Here is a 16,598-nt window from a genome sequence, read left to right on the forward strand (position 1 = left end):
TTGCAGCACTCATTGGACCACCAGCTCCGCATGCAGCGCGCCCGCCGTCTTGATGCCCTGAAGGATGGCGATGATGCCCTGCGGCTTCACGCCGATCTGGTTGAGACCCTTCACCAGGCTTTCAAGGTCGGTTCCCCCCAGCACGCCGATCTTGGAGGTCTGCTGGACCTGGATATTGGTGTTGGGCTCAACCGCCGTCACACCGTCACTGAACGGTTCCGGCTGAATGATCGTCGGTGTCTCGGTGACCTTGACTGAAAGGGTGCCATGGCTGATGGCGACCCGCGATATCCGCACTTTCTCACCGATGACCACGGTCCCGGTGCGCTCATCGACGACGACGCGCGCCACTTCATCCGTCGGCACCGGCAGGCCTTCGATTTCCGCGAGAAAGCGCGCTGCGGTCATATCCTTCGGCTTGCGCAGACGGATGGACTTGGCGTCGCGCTCCTTGGCAACTGGCTGGTTGTAGCGGCGCTTGGCGAAGGCATTGATCGTATCGGTGATGCGCACGACCGTGGTGAAATCCGGCTGCCGCAACTCGACCAGAAGTTCACCCTCCTGGCCGAAATTTCCGGAAACCTCTTTTTCGACCAGGGCGCCGTTGGGAATGCGTCCGCTGGTTGGCACACCCTGTGTAAGGGTGGCGGCGTTGCCCGACGCCGTGAAACCGGACACGATCAGGTTGCCCTGTGCCGCCGCATAGACCTGCCCGTCGGCACCGGCGAGCGGCGTCATGACCAGCGTACCGCCGGAGAGCGACGTGGCGTCACCCAGCGATGAAACGGTGATATCGATCCGCGAACCGCGCCCGGCAAAGGGCGGCAGATTGGCGGTGACGATGACGGCCGCGATATTCTTGGAACGCGACGCGCCGGCCGGCGGGCTGATGCCGAGATTGTCGAGCATGGCGCGCATGGACTGCTCGGTAAAGGGCGCGTTGCGCAGGCTGTCGCCGGTTGAATTCAATCCGACAACGAGACCATAGCCGACGAGCTGGTTTTCGCGCACGCCCTGAATGGCGGCAATATCCTTGAGCCGGACGATGACCCCGCCTTCGCCGAACTGGGAAGCCGGCCCGCCCCAGCGTCCTTCGTCAGCTTCCTTCTGCCAGGCGGCCTGGGCCTGTGCAGGTGTCTTGTAACCCTTCTCCTTGGGCGACGATTCGCCCGCATGCAGCGCGGACGTTGCAAGGAAGGCCAGAAGGGCAATCGCGATACGCCGCATCATTGCATGCCCACCTGTATGCGCCCGTCAGCAAGGATGGTGCCCGATACGGTGATACCGCTGTCGATGTTGCGCACCTTGATGAAATCCCCGACGCGCCCGGCCTCCAGCGGCGTGCCGCGCGCCGTGATGACGAGAGCGCCGGCGTCATAGACCAGCACCGCCGGAACCCCGCGCTGCACCATGTCGGGTTCATTGACCGACGACAGGAGGATAGGCTGGCCCGGCAGCAATGTCCGGCGCGAGACCTTGCCGACCAGCTGATCGGGCGTGAGCACATACTGGGCGGCAGCGGAGGCGCGGATGGTAAAATACTTTTCCGTCAACCCGGCATTGCCGATGGTCTGGCCGGGATAGATGATCTGGGAAGGCACCAGGAACGCAATGCGCTCGGCACGGGCGGCAACGGAAAAGACCAGCGCGCACAGGCCGGCTGCCAGCACGCGCAGAGTCCAGTTCCCAATGATCTTTGCCGCCGCCATGATCGTCCTCAGCGCAGGTTCTTCGACACGACCGATGCCATTTCATCGGCGGCCTGGATGACTTTCGAATTCATTTCATAGGCGCGCTGGGCCGTGATCAGGTCGGTGATTTCCTTGACCGGGTCCACGTTGGAGTTTTCCAGATAGGCCTGCTTCAGCGTACCGAAACCGGGATCGCCGGGAACGCCGACAACCGGAGCGCCCGACGCATCGGTCTGTTTGTAGAGATTGTCGCCCAGCGGCTCGAGACCCGCTTCATTGGCAAAATTGGCAATGGTCAGCTGGCCGAGATTGACCATGGGCGTCTGGTCGGACAGTTTCGCAAAAACCTGGCCGGAATCGGTGATCTTGACTTCGATGGCATTGGTCGGGACAACGATGTTGGGCTCGACCAGATTGCCGTTGAGCGTCACCAGCTGCCCTGTCGCATTGGTGTTGAACGCCCCGGCGCGGGTATAGAGAGTTTCACCGGCGGTGTTCTGGATCTGGAACCAGCCGCGGCCCTTGAGGGCGACGTCGAACGGATTGCCCGTCTGGTTGAGACCGCCCTGAATATGCAGGTTGCGAACGGCCGATGTCTGCACGCCGAGCCCGACCATCGCGCCCTCGGGAATGATGTTCTGGTTTGCCATGTTCGGCACACCGGCACTGCGCTCGGTCTGGTACAGCAAATCCGAGAACTCGGCCTTTGCGCGCTTGAACCCGGTCGTGTTGATGTTGGCGATGTTGTTGGCAATCACTTCCAGATTGAGCTGCTGGGCATTCATGCCTGTTGCAGCGATGGTGAGCGCTTTCATTCTTTTTCCTTAAATCGGCATACGGCTGATTTCGAGATAGGCCTGGACGATCTTGTCGCGGATGGCGATCGCCGTCTGGAGCGATTTTTCCGCATCCATGACCGCATTGACAACGTCACGCGTCGGCACATCGCCGGTCATGCTCTTGAGCGAAACCGCTTCGGCATTCTGGAGCTTGCCGGTAACCTGCGACAGCACGCTGTCAAAGGAGGGCTGGCCGGTTGCCGCTGCCGGAGAAGCGGCGCCGGGCATGGATGCCGGGTTGACGGTTTCCGACAGCTTGGAAAGAGCGTTGCGGGTGGAGACACTGAGGAGCTGGTCTATCATCAGGAATTCCTTAAGAGATCGACGGTCATGGCAATCAGTTCACGTGCCTGCTTGACCACCTGGAGATTGGCTTCGTAGGAGCGATTGGCTTCGCGCATGTCCGCCATTTCGACGACCATGTTCACATTCGGATATTTGACCATGCCCTTGGTGTTGGCGGCCGGGTGGCTTGGATCATATTCTTCGGTAAAGGCGGAAACGTCATGCCCGACTTCGGCGATGCGCACGGTCTCGACGCCGCTGCTGCGGTCAAGCTCGGTGGCAAAGGAGACAGTCTTGCGGCGATAGGGATCGCTGCCCGCCGTCTTGCCGGTCGACTGGGCATTGGCCAGGTTCTCCGAAACGATGCGCAGGCGGGTCGACTGGGCGTTGAGGCCGGAAGCGGCAACCTTGAGCGCGGCCTGGAGCGGATCTGACATCGGTTTCAGCCCTTTACTGCGGAGAGCATCATGCGGTGAAAGGCCTTCACGATGCTGGTGTTGAGCGCGAACTGGCGATTGATCTCGCCGGACTTGACCATTTCGGCTTCGAGACTGACCGTGTTCTTCGAATGGTTCTGTTCCGTTACTTCGTTCTTGCGCAGGGCGGTGGCGGCGATGCCGGATGCATTGATTTCAAGGTGTTTCGCATTTGTCGCCGCCATGGTCAGCTGCGTCTGCTGCAGCACGTCCTTGAACGGCTCCACGTCCCGCGCCTTGAAACCCGGCGTATTGGCATTGGCGACATTGCCGGAAACCGCGGCCTGCCTGACGGACAGCCACTCGGCCTGACGTGATGCCAATTCGAACAGATGAATCCCCTGCATGTGCCTGCCTCGCGTCCCGGACCAATCAATGGAGGTCACTCTATGCGGTCAATCTTGCGTGAGACTTGCGGCACGGACAGCCACGGAACTTATGCGCCGGCCACGAGGCATTTGATCAGTTTGTCCGGCTGATCACTTCGCCGTCGGATGTCTTGATCTGCCACGAACCATTGCCATTGCCGCGCTCTATCGCCACCAGTGTGCTTCCATCCGGCAGGGGCGATCCCTTTTCGACAAACCAGTAGCCGGTATTGTCTTCGATCATCACCAGACCGCCGACCACTTCGCGCACCAGGAACACCGGCTTGTCGGGAAAAGGCTGCTTGCTGGCGGCGTTGATCCCGGCGAGCCGGTCGCCGGTGAGCGCCGAGGTGGTTGCCGTGGTCATGAGGTCCAGTTCGCCGCTTTTGGTTTTCGACAGCGAAACCTCGGTTCCGTTGTTCTTGCGCACGACCTTCTGATTTGTCCGGTCCAGGGGATCGCGGACGGTTTTACCGGTCGCTTCCGGCTTGGGCCGCGCTTCCCAGATGTCGTAATACATCACGAAGGGCAGGATGGCGCAGATGGTTGCAAGGACAAATCCCGCGCCCTTGATATAGCCGTCGAAACGCTTGTCACGCTGGCGGGGCACGGGAATCTCCGCTGCCGGATCGCTTTCAGGCGCCAGGCCCGTGGTCTTCTGTTTGGTCATGCCCCCTCCTTTGGCCGAAGTGCCGCCGCCAGATCGCTGTAGGGATCGAGCGAAAGCGGCGAGGCCGGTGTCTGCTGCATAGCGTCGTAAATGCGTGGAACCAGATGCACGGCCTGATCGAGCAGGGGATCGCCCCCCTCCTGATAAGCACCGATCATGCGCAGGTCGCGCGTCTCCTCGAAGCGCGCAATCAGCCCCCGCATGCTGGTGGCAAGTTTCGCCTGTTCCGGCGACCAGTTGTGCTGCGCCAGGCGTGAAATGGACCCGAGAATATCCATGGCCGGGAAACGGCCCTGCGCGGCAATGCTGCGGTCGAGCACGATATGCCCGTCCAGCGTGCCGCGGATCGCATCGGAAACCGGATCATTGTGATCGTCGCCATCGACCAGAACGGCATAGATGCCGGTGATCGTCCCGCTGTCCGACAATCCGGGCCCGGCGCGCTCAAGCAGGCGCGGCAACTGGCTGAACACGCTCGGCGGATAGCCGCGCGAGACCGGCGGTTCACCGGCGGCAATGGCGATTTCACGCGCCGCATGGGCAAAACGCGTCACGGAATCTACGATCAGAAGAACATTGTCGCCCAGATCACGAAAATATTCGGCGATGGCCGTTGCCGTGTTGGGGGCGAGCCGGCGCATCATCGGGCTTTCATCGCCGGTCGACACAACGGTGACGGTCTTGCCGAGCTTGCCGGCCATGGTGTCTTCGAGCATGTCGCGCACTTCGCGGCCGCGCTCGCCTGTCAGGGCCAGGACAACCGTGTCGAAATCCGTCGCCTTGGTCATCATGGCCAGCAGCGTGGATTTGCCGACGCCGGACCCGGCAAAGACGCCCATGCGCTGGCCGAAACACATCGGTGCAAAGACATCAACGACATTGACGCCGGTGCGCAGGCCGATTTCGACGCGGCTGCGGTTCATGGCGAGCGGAGCCGGGCAATCCACGGGCTTGGGGTTGTCGCCCGCAGTCAACAGGCCTTTGCCGTCGAGCGGCAGGCCAAGGGCATTGATGACCCGCCCCTTCCAGTCGGGTGCGGGCGCAATGCGAAACGGCCCCTCGGGAAAGACAGGCGTTCCAAGCGACGGCACGATCCGGTCATCGAACGGCTTGACCAGCACGCGCGACTGTTCGATCCGTACCACTTCGGCTGGATGCAGCTGGCCGCCGCTGCGGATGGTCACCATATCACCGAGCTGCGCCCGTTCCGAAATACCGCGCACGCCGATGGCGGAGCGCGACACCTCGTTGACGTAACCGCCGATGGCCACTGGCGCGGGCGCCGTCACGACCTGCGAGACAAGCCGCGCCAGCGCCTCGAGACTGCCTGTCCCGGTGCTCATTGTCGGCAGCGCTGCTTCCAGATCCTGCATGCTTATCCGGCCGGGTCAGAGAGACGGTGCATCAGGTCTTCGATCCGAGTGTCTTGATGGCTTCGGAAAAAGTGCCCTCATTGCCGCGCAGCAGCGCATCGACCCGTTCGAAGGCACGGGTAACACTCATGAGCCGGGTCATCTCGCCGATCGCGTCGACGTTTGATCCCTCGATGGCGCCCTGCACAACGCCCGCATGCGGATTGTCGATGGTCGGCTGCGCGGCGACACTCGGAATAACAGCCGAATTGTCGAAATAGGTCAGCTTGGCATTGGGACTGATCGTGAACAGGCCGATGGAGCCCAGCTGGCGCTTGTTCTGATAGATCGCGCCGTCGGCCGAGATCTCCGGCGGACCGGCGTTGGGATCAATGACCAGGGGCTGCCCGCCCGCATCCAGGATAGGATATCCCTTGACTGAGCGCAGCTCACCCGCCGACGTCATCTGCATGCGGCCGTCACGGGTATAGACCTGCCCGGCCGGTGTCTGCAGCGAAAACCACACGTCGCCCTTCGCGGCGATATCCAGGGGGTTGCCGGTCTGGCTGATCGGGCCCGCTTCCGTCTTGATATAGCTCTGACCGGCCGAAACGAAGCTGGAATCTTCGGCCGCCTTCGACACCATGGTTTCGAATTTCATGCCCGTGGCGCGAAAGCCCGGCGTCGACATGTTCGCCACATTATGCGCCAAAGCGTCGAGACGGCGCTCCAGCGATATCTGCGAGGACAGGCCGACATAGATCGAGTTTTCCATCAGCGGCCACCCAGCTTGAATGACTGCAGGGTCATCAGGATGCTTTGCGAGATACCGACTGGCGTGTCGCCGCCAATCAGCAGCGAGGGAATGGCGGAAGCGGTCGAGGGATTGTTCATTTCATACATCGCGGTAAACCGGGTGAGGAGTTTTTCGAGCTTCACCGGGTCCCTTAGGGATTTCAGGTCGAGCTTGTCGGTGACCATCTTGGCCTGCCGGTCGATATCCATGTTCGACGTCTGCGCCGGAATGGAAAAGGTCGTCTGGAACACCTTGAGCAAGGCCTTGTCGCCAAGGATTTCATAGGCATTGGTGATCGTGGGCGCCTTGCGGGCAAAATAGAGCGCAAGCCGCACGCCTTCATTGTCCTGCCCGGCTTCCTGCTCCAGCGTCTGGCGCGCATATTTGTCCGTCACCGGCTTGAGCACGGCCGGCTGGCTCGTCGCCTTGTCGCCAAGCTTGGCAAAATCGAAGGTGGTGGCAAACTCCATGTAGCGCTTGTCCGTCAGCTTGCTGGCAAAGCTGTCCTTGCCGGTGCCCTCGGTGAGGACCTTGCGGATAAAGGCCTTGGCGAAGGCCATGTCCTCCAGGCCGACGGCCTTCAGGGCATATTTGTACAGCCGGTCATTCTTCATGAAGTCGTCAATGGTTTTCACCTTGCCGATATTCTTCAGATAATAGTCCGTGTCGCGCTGGACGGCCGGTTCCTGCGCCACCCTTGTCAGCGAACGTGTCAGATTCGAAGAGATCAGTTTGTAGCTGGTCATCGTGTTGATCATGGCAATGGCACTCCCAAGGCTTTCGCCTATCTGTGCCAAAGCAAGCTTGCCTGAAGCTGTCCGCGCAATTCCAGCCAAGGCTCCCCTGCTTCCGTCTGCAAGGTTCACGCAAGCCGCACTTGCTAGTACCAGCTGGCTGGCAATATTTGCAGGAGAGTGCTTTGGGTATCCTTGTTGGACTTGTTGTAACGATGGGATGTCTCCTTGGCGGCTTCATTGCCATGGGCGGGCATGTCAGTGTCCTCATGCAGCCGTGGGAATTCGTCATCATCGGCGGCTCGGCGCTCGGCACATTCCTGGTTGCCAATCCTTTCTCGGCAGTCAAGGATACCGGACGCGCCTGCATGGAAGCCTTCACCAACAAGGTCCCCAAGCAGCGTGATTATCTCGATGTGCTCGGCGTGCTCTACGCCCTGATGCGGGAACTGCGCGCCAAATCGCGCAACGAGGTGGAAGTCCACATCGACAATCCCAATGAATCGGCGATTTTCCAGGCCTTTCCAAGCGTCCTGAAGAACCATGATCTGACACAGTTCATCTGCGACTACTGCCGCCTGATCATTATCGGCAACGCCCGCTCGCACGAAATCGAAGCGCTGATGGACGAGGAAATCCACACGATCTCCCGTGACAAGCTGAAGCCATACCATGCCATGGTGGCCATTTCGGAAGGTTTGCCGGCACTCGGCATCGTTGCTGCGGTGCTCGGCGTGATCAAGGCCATGGGCGCGCTGAATGAATCGCCCGAGGTGCTGGGTCACCTGATCGGCGCCGCGCTGGTCGGCACCTTCGCCGGCATCTTTCTGTCCTACGGCGTGGTCGGCCCGATTGCCACCAAGATCAAAACGACGCGCGAAAAGCAGAACCGTCTTTACATGATCGTCAAGCAGACGCTGCTTGCCTACATGAACGGCGCCCTGCCGCAGATCGCCCTCGAATATGGACGCAAGACGATTTCGGCCTATGATCGTCCGTCCATCGACGTGGTCGAGCAGGAAACCATCTCCACCGTTCCGATGCAGCAAGCGGCATAGGCTGAACAATGGATGTCGAGACAGAACAGAAACGACCGGATGTGCTGGCGGAAAGCATCCTGCGCGCCGCCGGCATGTCGGTGGACGATCTCAAATCCCTTGAAGCCGTCTTCCGCGATCTCGTAACGACATTTGCCGGCAAAATAGCCAGCCAGTCCGACGTCGCCGTAGCGGCGGAATTCGTCCGCATGGAATCGATCGAGAAGGATGCCATCACCAGCACCCTCATGCGCTCGGGGCTGGTTGGAACTGTGCAGGTGGTCAAATGGGCATCGCGCCTGCTGCTGGCCGCCGACCGCGCCTTCGTCGATTGCGGCGTCGATGCGCTTTTCGGGTCCGGCGCCAACCAGGATCACCAGCCGCACCGGCCAATGACATCGGTCGATCTTGGCGTTGCCCGGCAGATTTTCACCGATGTCACAGCTTCGCTGGATCACATGTTCGCCGGCGGCAGCGACACGCTGTTCCAGACCGCCGAACTGACGGAAGCCGCGCATTTTTCGGTTGCCTCGGTGACCGACACGCGCATGATATGCTGCACGATGCTCCTCAAGGTTGGCGGGCACAGCGGCCAGATCATCATCATGATGCCGCGCTCGAGCTTCCGCCCCATGCAGGATGCCATCGCGCGGATGCTGCAACAGCCGGCACACCATTCCGATCCAACCTGGGCCAAGAAACTGCGCCTGGAAGTGAGCCGGGCGCATATCGACATCGAGGCCTTCATCCAACAGGGATCGATGACGCTCGAACAGATCGCCCTCCTGAAACCCGGCCAGATTCTGCAGCTGCCCAAGGACGCCATCAATCAGGTGCGCCTGCGCAGCGGCAAACAGGCACTCTACAAATGCCGTCTGGGCAAGACCGGCACGGCATTCACGGTGCGCATCACCGACCCGATCAATGAAGAAGAGGACCTGCTCGATGAGCTTGCTGCTGGCTAATCTCATTTCCGCTGCCCTGATTGCAACCGGGCTTGCGGTCTTCTTCGTCGCCCTGCGCAAGGCCAACCGGCTGACGGCCATGAGCCGCGCCATGGCGCAGCAGGTGGCGGGTTCAGCCCGGAGCCTCGAGCAGGCGCTGCTTATCCTGCAGAATGAGCGTGAGACCTGCCGCGACGAAAGCGTGCGCCTGGAAGCCAAACTCAAGGATTCCGATCGCGCCCGTTCGGAAATGACGCGCACCATCCGCATGGTCGAACGCGCGAAAAACGAGTTCAAGGACAATGTGCGCCCCTTCCCGGCCGCCGATGCCGCCCAGCGCGTTGCCGCCCCCGCCTTTGTGCAGCCGGTTCCGGCGGCGCCGGCCGAGGCCCGTCACGGCACGCCTATCCACAACCAGCCCGCGGCTCCGGCGAAAGTCCTGCCCGTGTTCGTCAATCGCATCGTCCGCAGTGCTGACGTGGCGAATGCCGTCCTTTAACCCAGTGTGAACGGGATTTCCCATCATGGCCATTTCCGACAAGAATTCCATCGAAGACGAGCTCAACGAAGCAATCGAAGATCTCAAGCGCGACGAACCGCAGCCAAGCCGCAAGCCCGCCGGATCGAAACCGAACATCGATCTCATCATGGGCATTCCCGTTGATGTACAAGTTGTTCTCGGCAGCACGTCGATGCCGGTGGCCAATCTCATGAAGCTCGGCCGCGGCGCTGTCGTGACCCTCGACAAGCAGATCGGCGATCCCGTCGATATCGTCGTCAACGGGCGGGTGATTGCGCGCGGCGAAGTCATCGTCCTCGAGGATGACTCCTCGCGCTTCGGCGTCAGCCTGACCGAAGTCATCGGCAGCGGCAGCTAAGCCGTCCGCCGCCAGACCGCCTTCCTCCAGAAAAGCACGAGAAGCCAGACCGCATGAGCGATCAAGACACACCTCAGGGCGAAAACACCATCCAGGACCTGACAGGCCCGGAAAAGGTGGCTGCATTGCTTGTGGCGATCGGGCGGCCATCCGCCTCGCGGCTTCTCAAACATTTCAATGCGGACGATCTACGTTCGCTTGCCGGCCATGCCCGCAAGCTCGAGCCGATCACCCCCGGTGATTTCGAAGAGCTGGTCAAGGAATTCGAAAACGCCTTCGCCGACGGCGCGCCGGTTTCGGAAGCCGGCATGCGCTTTGAAGGGCTGCTGCGCGAAACACTGTCGGCGGAAGAGGCCAGCGCGGTCATCGAGAACCGCCGTCCTGAGCTGCTGACGCAGGAATCCGTTTGGGATATCCTGCCGCGCGTGCCGCTTGACGTCCTGCAAGCCTATCTGTCGACGCAGCATCCCCAGGTGACGGCCTATGTGATTTCGCGCCTGCCTTCCGATATCGCCGCGCGGCTGCTGATCGGCTTTGGCCCGCAGGAGCGCGGCGCGATCATCCAGCGCACGCTGCATATCCGCAAGGTGGGGCCATCGACCATAGCGATGCTGGAAGGCATCCTGCAGCGCGAGGTCACCGGAAAGGACAATGGCGGCGGAGAGAAGAGCCATCACGGCACCGTTGCCAATATCATCAACCAGCTGGAAAAATCGGAGATCGACGAACTGCTGGCGAGCCTCACCGATCTTGGCGCCGAAGACCTTGCCAAGATCAAGGCCAAGCTCTTCACCTTCGAGGACATCGTGCGCATATCGCAGCGCGCCCGCCTCATCCTCTTTGATGAAATCCAGACGGATGTGGTTACCTCGGCGTTGCATGGCTGCGAGCCACGCCTGCAGGAACTCATCCTGCAGTCCCTGTCGACACGCGGACGGCGCATGGTTGAAACCGAACTGTCGAGCCAGACAAACATCAACGCCAATACCGTCACCGAGGCACGGCGCTCGATTGCCCGCACGGCGATTGCCCTTGCCGAACGCGGCGATATCAAGCTCGAACCGCAAGAACCCGAAGCATGATCGGCAGCCTCTAGAGCATGTCGGACGGACCCGACAAAGAGAGTAAAACCGAGGAAGCAACTGAGAAGAAAATCAGTGATGCGATGGAGAAAGGCAATCTGCCGGTCTCACGCGAAGCGCCGATTCTCGCCTCCATCGCCGCCTTTCTCGTCATCATGGTTTTCGTTGCCATTCCCAGTGGCTCGAAACTGGTGGCGTTCCTCTCGGCCCTGCTCGACAAGCCGGAGGAATGGCGGCTCAACAGCGCGCAGGATGCCCGGCAATTGTTCGGCATCGTCGGCCTGGCGGTCGGCGCGGCCTTGCTTCCGGTGTTCATCATCATTCCCACCGCCGGCATTCTGGCATCGGTGCTGCAGAACGCCCCACGCATGGTTTTTGACCGCATCCAGCCGCAGTTTTCGCGCGTGTCCATCGCCAAGGGCTGGACGCGCATTTTCGGCGCATCCGGGCGCGTCGAATTCCTCAAGTCGGTGTTCAAGTTCGCGGCAGCCAGCATCATCGTTTTCATGATGTTCTTCCGCAACAGCCATTTTTTCGTCGATACGATCATCACCGAGCCCAGCCAGCTGCCCGAGCTCATCCGCAGCAACATCACCCGGCTTCTGGCGTCGGTGACAATTGCCGTAACCGCGCTGGCAGCCTTCGACCTTGCCTGGGCCCGCATCCACTGGCGCAGCGAACTGCGCATGACCAAGCAGGAGATCAAGGACGAGCACAAGCAGGCGGAGGGCGATCCGCTGCTGAAGGCGCGGTTGCGCTCGCTCGGCCGTGACCGGGCACGCCAGCGCATGATCGCCTCGGTTCCGACCGCCACGCTCATCGTCGCAAATCCGACACACTTCTCCGTTGCTCTACGCTACAGTCCGGCGAAAGATCCGGCCCCTATCGTGGTCGCCAAGGGGCAGGATCTGATTGCTCTCAAAATCAGGGAGATTGCCTCGACACATGACATACCGGTTTTCGAGAATGTGGAACTGGCGCGTGCATTGTATAAGCAAGTTCAAGTGAATAACGCCATTGCGCCGGAATTCTACAAAGCCGTGGCAGAACTGATCCAATTCGTTAATGTACGACGTAAATAATAAAGTCGTTTCCAATCGGGTAAACAGCAGATGAAGAGAACGCAATATTCGGTTGCCCGGGTTGAAATCATTTCAAACCACCTGACAGAAGTCATCCAGGATCTCCGTCTCGTGGATGTTGCCGACTATATTGCCTTCATCCGCTGCGAACTGTTCGGCAACATTGCCGACATCGTCAATTCAGCAACGGAGCTGACATTCTATCCGGATACGCTGACATTCGGCCTTGGCGGTGAATATGCACTGGACTGGAACACCGCACCGAAAGTCATGCTTGATCTCGAATTCAGCAATATGGGGGTCAATGCCTATTTCCGCCTGACGCTGTCATCCGAAAGCGCCGAGATCGACCTGCACCATCTGCGATTTGCCGAGACCGGCCACAGCCCGGCGCAAAACACCGCATTGCTGGCCCAGGCATTCGAGAATGCCCGCCTGCCGCAACTCTCAGCATCGGCAAAGGCGCAATAGCCGCCTCCCTAGAGATAGGCCTTGGCAACCGTGGGTATGTCGATCACGCCGAGAGCAAGGGCTGTCGCCACGGTCGATGTCCGGTTGGAGCAGCCAAGCTTGTTCTTGGCATTCTGCAGATAGGTCACCACCGTCCAGCGTGCAATGTTGAGAATCTCGCCGATTTCACCATCGGTCTTGCCATTCGCCGCCCAGAACAGGCAGTCGATCTCGCGCTTGGTCAAAAGATTGGCGACAATCGCAGCCAGGGCCGGATTGCGGGTGCCGTGCAAGGCGTTGTGAATCCGGGCGGATGCTGCGGATAATTGTTTGCGCCTGCGCTCGACAAAGGCACCTTGCTCCGCCTTTTCCACGTCGAAGCTGAACAGCGTGATCCCGCGGAAACCGAAGGCATTCGTCGCGCAAATCGCAAGGTACAGATTGCCAAGCCCGCGCCGTTCCGCATCCATGAGATACCGTCTAACCGCCAGCGAAAGGGTCATGTCGGCGGTCAGGTCGCTGATCGTGCCGGGCGCGTCGGCACGCGGCGGAAACAGCGCCATTCCCTGCATCACCGGATCGATCTTCAGATAATCCTTGGCAAAATAACGCAACATCCAGCTGACCGGATAGGTCATCAGCAGCGGAACGTTCTCATCCACCACTTCGCTGCCGGGACGCGGTTCGGGGTGGCCGACATGGGCGATGTGGCGGCAGCCAATCTGCGCTTTGACATCGTTGAGCATTGCAAGCGTATCCGAAGCCACCGCGTCCTTGAACAGACCCTTTTGAAAATCGGGAAAATGAGCCAGTTCAAGCAGCATTGGATACAAGTCATTCCTCTTGGCCCGCAAAGTGCCGGCTTCCGCAACGGTATTCTTCTGGATTTCAGATGGCTCTTAATCGCATGGAACTAACAGCTCCTTCATGCTCGCACGAGACAGACAGGCAGACAAGGCGATGAACAATTGTATTTGCAGTTTTTCACATAATTGCTGCAAAAAACAATTAGCAGTTGTTCTATCAAAGATTGAAAGCCGCTTGCAACCTCTGATTACCAGTATCAATCTCAACAAACCAGACATACGCGTGCCTTTTGAAGTAAATTATCCGGCATTTCCGGTCATTTTACCTCAAAATTCGGGCATTGCCTCCGGACTGTTGCGATCGCCCGACGTGTGGCTACAACTCCTGCGCGTATGGTTCGTCCGGCCCTGTTTTGCCCTGGCGGCAGGCCCGCGCCATCGCCATATTCACCCTGCCCGTCGCCTGTTCCCGCACAATATGCTAATTGCCTTGCATGGGCGCCATCGCAAATGACGATTTCTTCGATTCGCTTCCCGTCTTCGTTGAATTCGAAGGCGTGGCCGATGCGCGCAATTATCAGCCTCTCCCCGGCGACTGGCTGCTCGCCGTTGCCGATATTGTCGGTTCGACCAAGGCGATCGAAGCCGGTCGTTACAAGGCCGTGAACATGGCAGGCGCAAGCGTCATCTCCGCCCTGCTCAATGCGCTCGGCAGGCACAACTACCCCTTCGTCTTCGGCGGCGATGGCGCGCTTGTCGCCATTCCGGCCTCCGCGGCCGCGCGGGCGCGGGAAGCCCTTGCCGCGGTGCAGGCCTGGGTACATGCGGACCTGCAATTGACCCTGCGCGCCGCCCTCGTGCCGATGAGCGAGATCAAGGCGCAAGGGCTTGACGTGCGCGTCGCCCGCTTCAGCGCCAGTCCCGAGGTCTTCTACGCGATGTTCACGGGCGGCGGCAGCAGCTGGGCGGAAGCACAGATGAAAGCCGGCAAATATGCCATCGCCGCCGGTCCATCCGAATCGCGCCCCGACCTGACGGGGCTTTCCTGCCGGTGGAATCCCATTCAGGCGCGCAATGGTGAAATCCTGTCGATCATCGCAGTTCCCGGCGATGCGGGGGCAACAGCGCCGTTCCAGCAGCTTGTTGCCGAGATTGTCGCGATTGCCGCCGAACAGAATCGCGGCGCCCATCCTCTGCCGGAGGACGGGCCGCCGATCACGTTCAACACCAGCGGCGTGGAGACGGAAGCGCGCGCGACGGCCCGCAAGGGACAACGCCTCATCCGCAAGATCGCGATCCTCGCGCAGATCGCCCTGACCGTTACTCTGGACAGACTTGGCCTGCATTGGGGAAAATTCGACCCGAAACAGTACAAGCGCGACGTGGCGCAGAACTCGGATTTCCGCAAGTTCGATGACGGGTTGAAGATGACGATTGATATCGATTCCACCCGGTTGCAGCGCATCGAGGCCCTGCTGGAAAATGCATCCAAGGCGGGTACTGCCCGTTTTGGCCTGCACCGGCAGGATTCTGCCCTGATGACCTGTCTTGTCCCCACCGCCATGGCGCGCAACCACATGCACTTCATCGACGGGGCATCGGGCGGCTATGCCATGGCGGCCGCCAATCTCAAGGCCAAGCTGTCCTAGTCCTAGGATTTGACGATATGCCCGGCGGCGAGCCCGCGCCTGGTGAAAATATTGCGCGTATCGACGATCAGCGGCGACCATTCGGCCAGCGCCGCATAATCCACGCCGTCATGGTCGGTCGAAACCAGGACAGCATCGTAGGATTTCACGGTTTTCTCATCCAGAGGCACGGATGCACGGCCTTTGAGCGCCATATATTCACGGGTCGAGGGTATCTCGCCGACAAACGGATCGTGGTAGTCCGCATGGCCGCCACGCTCCTCAATGATTTCAATGAGGCGCAGCGACGGGCTTTCGCGGATATCAGGCACGTTCTTCTTGTAGGCAAGCCCGAGAACCAGCACGCGCGAGCGGCTGAGCGCCTTGCCTGCCCTCATATCCAGCGCTTCGGCCAGTTTGCCGACCACATAGCGCGGCATGGCGGAATTGATCTCGCCTGCCAGCTCGATGAAGCGGGTCGGCAGTTCATATTCGCGCGATTTCCAGGTGAGATAGAAGGGATCGATCGGTATGCAGTGGCCGCCGAGGCCGGGGCCGGGATAAAACGGCATGTAGCCAAAGGGTTTTGTTTTGGCCGCCTCAATGACCTCCCAGATGTCGATACCCATGGCGGCATAGACAGTCTTCAATTCGTTGACAAGCGCGATGTTCACCGCCCGGAAGATGTTCTCCGTCAGCTTGACCGCCTCGGCCGTGGCATTGGACGAGACGGGAACAACGGTCTTGACCGCCGCACCGTAGAAAGCCTGCATCAGTCGGCTGGCCTCCTCCCCATCGCCCGCAACGATCTTCGGTATGGTCGAGGTCTGGAAGTCGCGATTGCCGGGATCTTCCCGCTCGGGCGAAAAGCCGAGGAAGAAATCCGCACCGGATGTGAGGCCGGTCTTTTCCAGAATGGTTTTGACGATGTCATCGGTGGTTCCGGGATAGGTTGTCGATTCAAGCACGACAAGCTGGCCGGGCCGCAGCGTCGCCGCAATCGAGCGGCAGGTTGCTTCGACAAAGGACAGGTCGGGATCCCTGTGCTTGGTCAGCGGCGTCGGCACGCAGATGACGATCACATCGCACTGGGCAAGCCGGGTAAAATCGCTTGTCGACCGGAACCGGTTCTGCGCCGTTTGCGCACCGAGCGCCGCGTCGGTCACCGCCTCGATATAGGAACGGCCGGCATCGAGCGCGACAATCTTCTTCGGATCGATATCAAAGCCGGTAACGGAGAACCCGCTCTGGGCAAGAGTAATGGCGAGCGGCAGCCCGACATAACCAAGCCCGATCACCCCCGCCTGGGCGGTGCGCGCATCGATTTTGGCGGAAAGATCGGAGAAGGGAGAGGAGGAAACGGCCAAGGCGATCTCTTCTTTGCGAAGCACGCCGCGTGAGCGGATGCGGTTGAGGGCGCAGCGGCGGCCCGGAATGCGTCCGGTTTAGATGGCTGGTCCGGCCACCGCTGTCAAGCAAG

At 60.4% G+C, this 16,598-nt stretch carries 21 protein-coding genes; 9 read left to right on the forward strand and 12 right to left on the reverse strand.

Annotated elements, in window-relative coordinates; genetic code table 11:
• Window positions 1-9 precede the first annotated feature (9 nt).
• From ACTJJ7_RS10935 to ACTJJ7_RS10980, 10 genes are all read right to left on the reverse strand, one after another.
• Entirely contained in the window at window positions 10-1,227 is a 1,218-nt protein-coding gene (locus tag ACTJJ7_RS10935) for a flagellar basal body P-ring protein FlgI (protein WP_105735206.1), read from the reverse strand.
• Window positions 1,227-1,709 carry a flagellar basal body P-ring formation chaperone FlgA gene (gene flgA, locus ACTJJ7_RS10940; protein WP_105735207.1) on the reverse strand — a complete coding sequence of 161 codons (483 nt, stop codon included), beginning with the start codon at window positions 1,707-1,709 and terminating at the stop codon, window positions 1,227-1,229. The genes ACTJJ7_RS10935 and flgA overlap by 1 nt, the downstream gene beginning before the upstream one ends.
• An 8-nt stretch (window positions 1,710-1,717) precedes the next feature.
• Window positions 1,718-2,506: a flagellar basal-body rod protein FlgG gene (flgG, locus tag ACTJJ7_RS10945; RefSeq protein ID WP_105735208.1), complete on the reverse strand. Its 789-nt coding sequence runs from the start codon at window positions 2,504-2,506 to the stop codon at window positions 1,718-1,720.
• A 9-nt stretch (window positions 2,507-2,515) separates the two neighbouring features.
• Window positions 2,516-2,833, reverse strand: coding sequence for a flagellar hook-basal body complex protein FliE (locus ACTJJ7_RS10950; protein ID WP_130272256.1), 318 nt, complete (start codon window positions 2,831-2,833; stop codon window positions 2,516-2,518).
• Window positions 2,833-3,252, reverse strand: a complete 420-nt coding sequence (gene flgC / locus ACTJJ7_RS10955) for a flagellar basal body rod protein FlgC (RefSeq protein WP_105735210.1) — start codon at window positions 3,250-3,252, stop codon at window positions 2,833-2,835. The genes ACTJJ7_RS10950 and flgC overlap by 1 nt, the downstream gene beginning before the upstream one ends.
• Before the next feature lie 5 nt (window positions 3,253-3,257).
• Window positions 3,258-3,638: a flagellar basal body rod protein FlgB gene (gene flgB, locus ACTJJ7_RS10960; RefSeq protein WP_105735211.1), complete on the reverse strand. Its 381-nt coding sequence runs from the start codon at window positions 3,636-3,638 to the stop codon at window positions 3,258-3,260.
• Between the two features lie 115 nt (window positions 3,639-3,753).
• Window positions 3,754-4,329 (reverse strand): hypothetical protein, encoded by a 576-nt coding sequence (locus ACTJJ7_RS10965; protein WP_105735212.1) that lies wholly within the window; start codon window positions 4,327-4,329, stop codon window positions 3,754-3,756.
• Window positions 4,326-5,702, reverse strand: coding sequence for a flagellar protein export ATPase FliI (fliI, locus tag ACTJJ7_RS10970; protein WP_440967071.1), 1,377 nt, complete (start codon window positions 5,700-5,702; stop codon window positions 4,326-4,328). The genes ACTJJ7_RS10965 and fliI overlap by 4 nt, the downstream gene beginning before the upstream one ends.
• 31 nt (window positions 5,703-5,733) lie before the next feature.
• Complete coding sequence (gene flgF, locus ACTJJ7_RS10975; protein ID WP_440967139.1) at window positions 5,734-6,459, reverse strand: flagellar basal-body rod protein FlgF; 726 nt, start codon at window positions 6,457-6,459, stop codon at window positions 5,734-5,736.
• Window positions 6,456-7,235, reverse strand: a complete 780-nt coding sequence (locus ACTJJ7_RS10980) for a DUF1217 domain-containing protein (RefSeq protein WP_440967141.1) — start codon at window positions 7,233-7,235, stop codon at window positions 6,456-6,458. Before ACTJJ7_RS10980 ends, flgF begins: the two co-directional genes overlap by 4 nt.
• Window positions 7,236-7,396: 161 nt before the next feature.
• Between ACTJJ7_RS10980 and motA the strand changes: the two genes are divergently transcribed.
• Genes motA through ACTJJ7_RS11015 form a run of 7 tightly spaced genes read left to right on the forward strand, consistent with a single transcriptional unit; the run spans window position 7,397 to window position 12,705 of the window.
• A complete protein-coding gene (motA, locus tag ACTJJ7_RS10985) occupies window positions 7,397-8,269 on the forward strand; it encodes a flagellar motor stator protein MotA (RefSeq protein ID WP_105735215.1) in 873 nt (290 codons plus the stop codon).
• Between the two features lie 8 nt (window positions 8,270-8,277).
• On the forward strand, window positions 8,278-9,213 hold the full coding sequence (locus ACTJJ7_RS10990; protein WP_440967073.1) for a FliM/FliN family flagellar motor switch protein: 936 nt from the start codon (window positions 8,278-8,280) through the stop codon (window positions 9,211-9,213).
• A complete protein-coding gene (locus tag ACTJJ7_RS10995) occupies window positions 9,194-9,691 on the forward strand; it encodes a BAB2_0123 family type IV secretion system effector (protein WP_440967075.1) in 498 nt (165 codons plus the stop codon). The genes ACTJJ7_RS10990 and ACTJJ7_RS10995 overlap by 20 nt, the downstream gene beginning before the upstream one ends.
• A 25-nt stretch (window positions 9,692-9,716) precedes the next feature.
• The gene (gene fliN, locus ACTJJ7_RS11000; RefSeq protein WP_105735218.1) at window positions 9,717-10,070 is read left to right on the forward strand and encodes a flagellar motor switch protein FliN; all 354 of its coding nucleotides are present in this window, start codon (window positions 9,717-9,719) and stop codon (window positions 10,068-10,070) included.
• Between the two features lie 53 nt (window positions 10,071-10,123).
• Window positions 10,124-11,152, forward strand: coding sequence for a flagellar motor switch protein FliG (locus tag ACTJJ7_RS11005; RefSeq protein WP_130272261.1), 1,029 nt, complete (start codon window positions 10,124-10,126; stop codon window positions 11,150-11,152).
• Between the two features lie 17 nt (window positions 11,153-11,169).
• Complete coding sequence (locus ACTJJ7_RS11010; RefSeq protein ID WP_440967077.1) at window positions 11,170-12,234, forward strand: EscU/YscU/HrcU family type III secretion system export apparatus switch protein; 1,065 nt, start codon at window positions 11,170-11,172, stop codon at window positions 12,232-12,234.
• A gap of 30 nt (window positions 12,235-12,264) precedes the next feature.
• A complete protein-coding gene (locus ACTJJ7_RS11015; protein ID WP_105735221.1) occupies window positions 12,265-12,705 on the forward strand; it encodes a hypothetical protein in 441 nt (146 codons plus the stop codon).
• An 8-nt stretch (window positions 12,706-12,713) separates the two neighbouring features.
• Here ACTJJ7_RS11015 and ACTJJ7_RS11020 read toward each other — a convergent pair whose 3' ends face one another.
• Window positions 12,714-13,508 (reverse strand): helix-turn-helix transcriptional regulator, encoded by a 795-nt coding sequence (locus tag ACTJJ7_RS11020; RefSeq protein WP_105735222.1) that lies wholly within the window; start codon window positions 13,506-13,508, stop codon window positions 12,714-12,716.
• 103 nt (window positions 13,509-13,611) lie between these two features.
• Here ACTJJ7_RS11020 and ACTJJ7_RS11025 point away from each other — a divergent pair, with 103 nt between their 5' ends.
• Entirely contained in the window at window positions 13,612-14,004 is a 393-nt protein-coding gene (locus ACTJJ7_RS11025; RefSeq protein WP_440967079.1) for a hypothetical protein, read from the forward strand.
• Window positions 13,985-15,139: a DUF3095 domain-containing protein gene (locus tag ACTJJ7_RS11030; RefSeq protein ID WP_440967081.1), complete on the forward strand. Its 1,155-nt coding sequence runs from the start codon at window positions 13,985-13,987 to the stop codon at window positions 15,137-15,139. The genes ACTJJ7_RS11025 and ACTJJ7_RS11030 overlap by 20 nt, the downstream gene beginning before the upstream one ends.
• Window positions 15,140-15,141: 2 nt before the next feature.
• On the opposite strand, the gene ACTJJ7_RS11035 is transcribed toward ACTJJ7_RS11030, so the two are convergent.
• Window positions 15,142-16,485, reverse strand: a complete 1,344-nt coding sequence (locus ACTJJ7_RS11035; RefSeq protein ID WP_440967083.1) for a nucleotide sugar dehydrogenase — start codon at window positions 16,483-16,485, stop codon at window positions 15,142-15,144.
• Between the last annotated feature and the right edge of the window lie 113 nt (window positions 16,486-16,598).

The organism is Phyllobacterium sp. 22229, from assembly GCF_052056495.1.
Taxonomy (GTDB): Bacteria; Pseudomonadota; Alphaproteobacteria; order Rhizobiales; family Rhizobiaceae; genus Phyllobacterium; species Phyllobacterium myrsinacearum.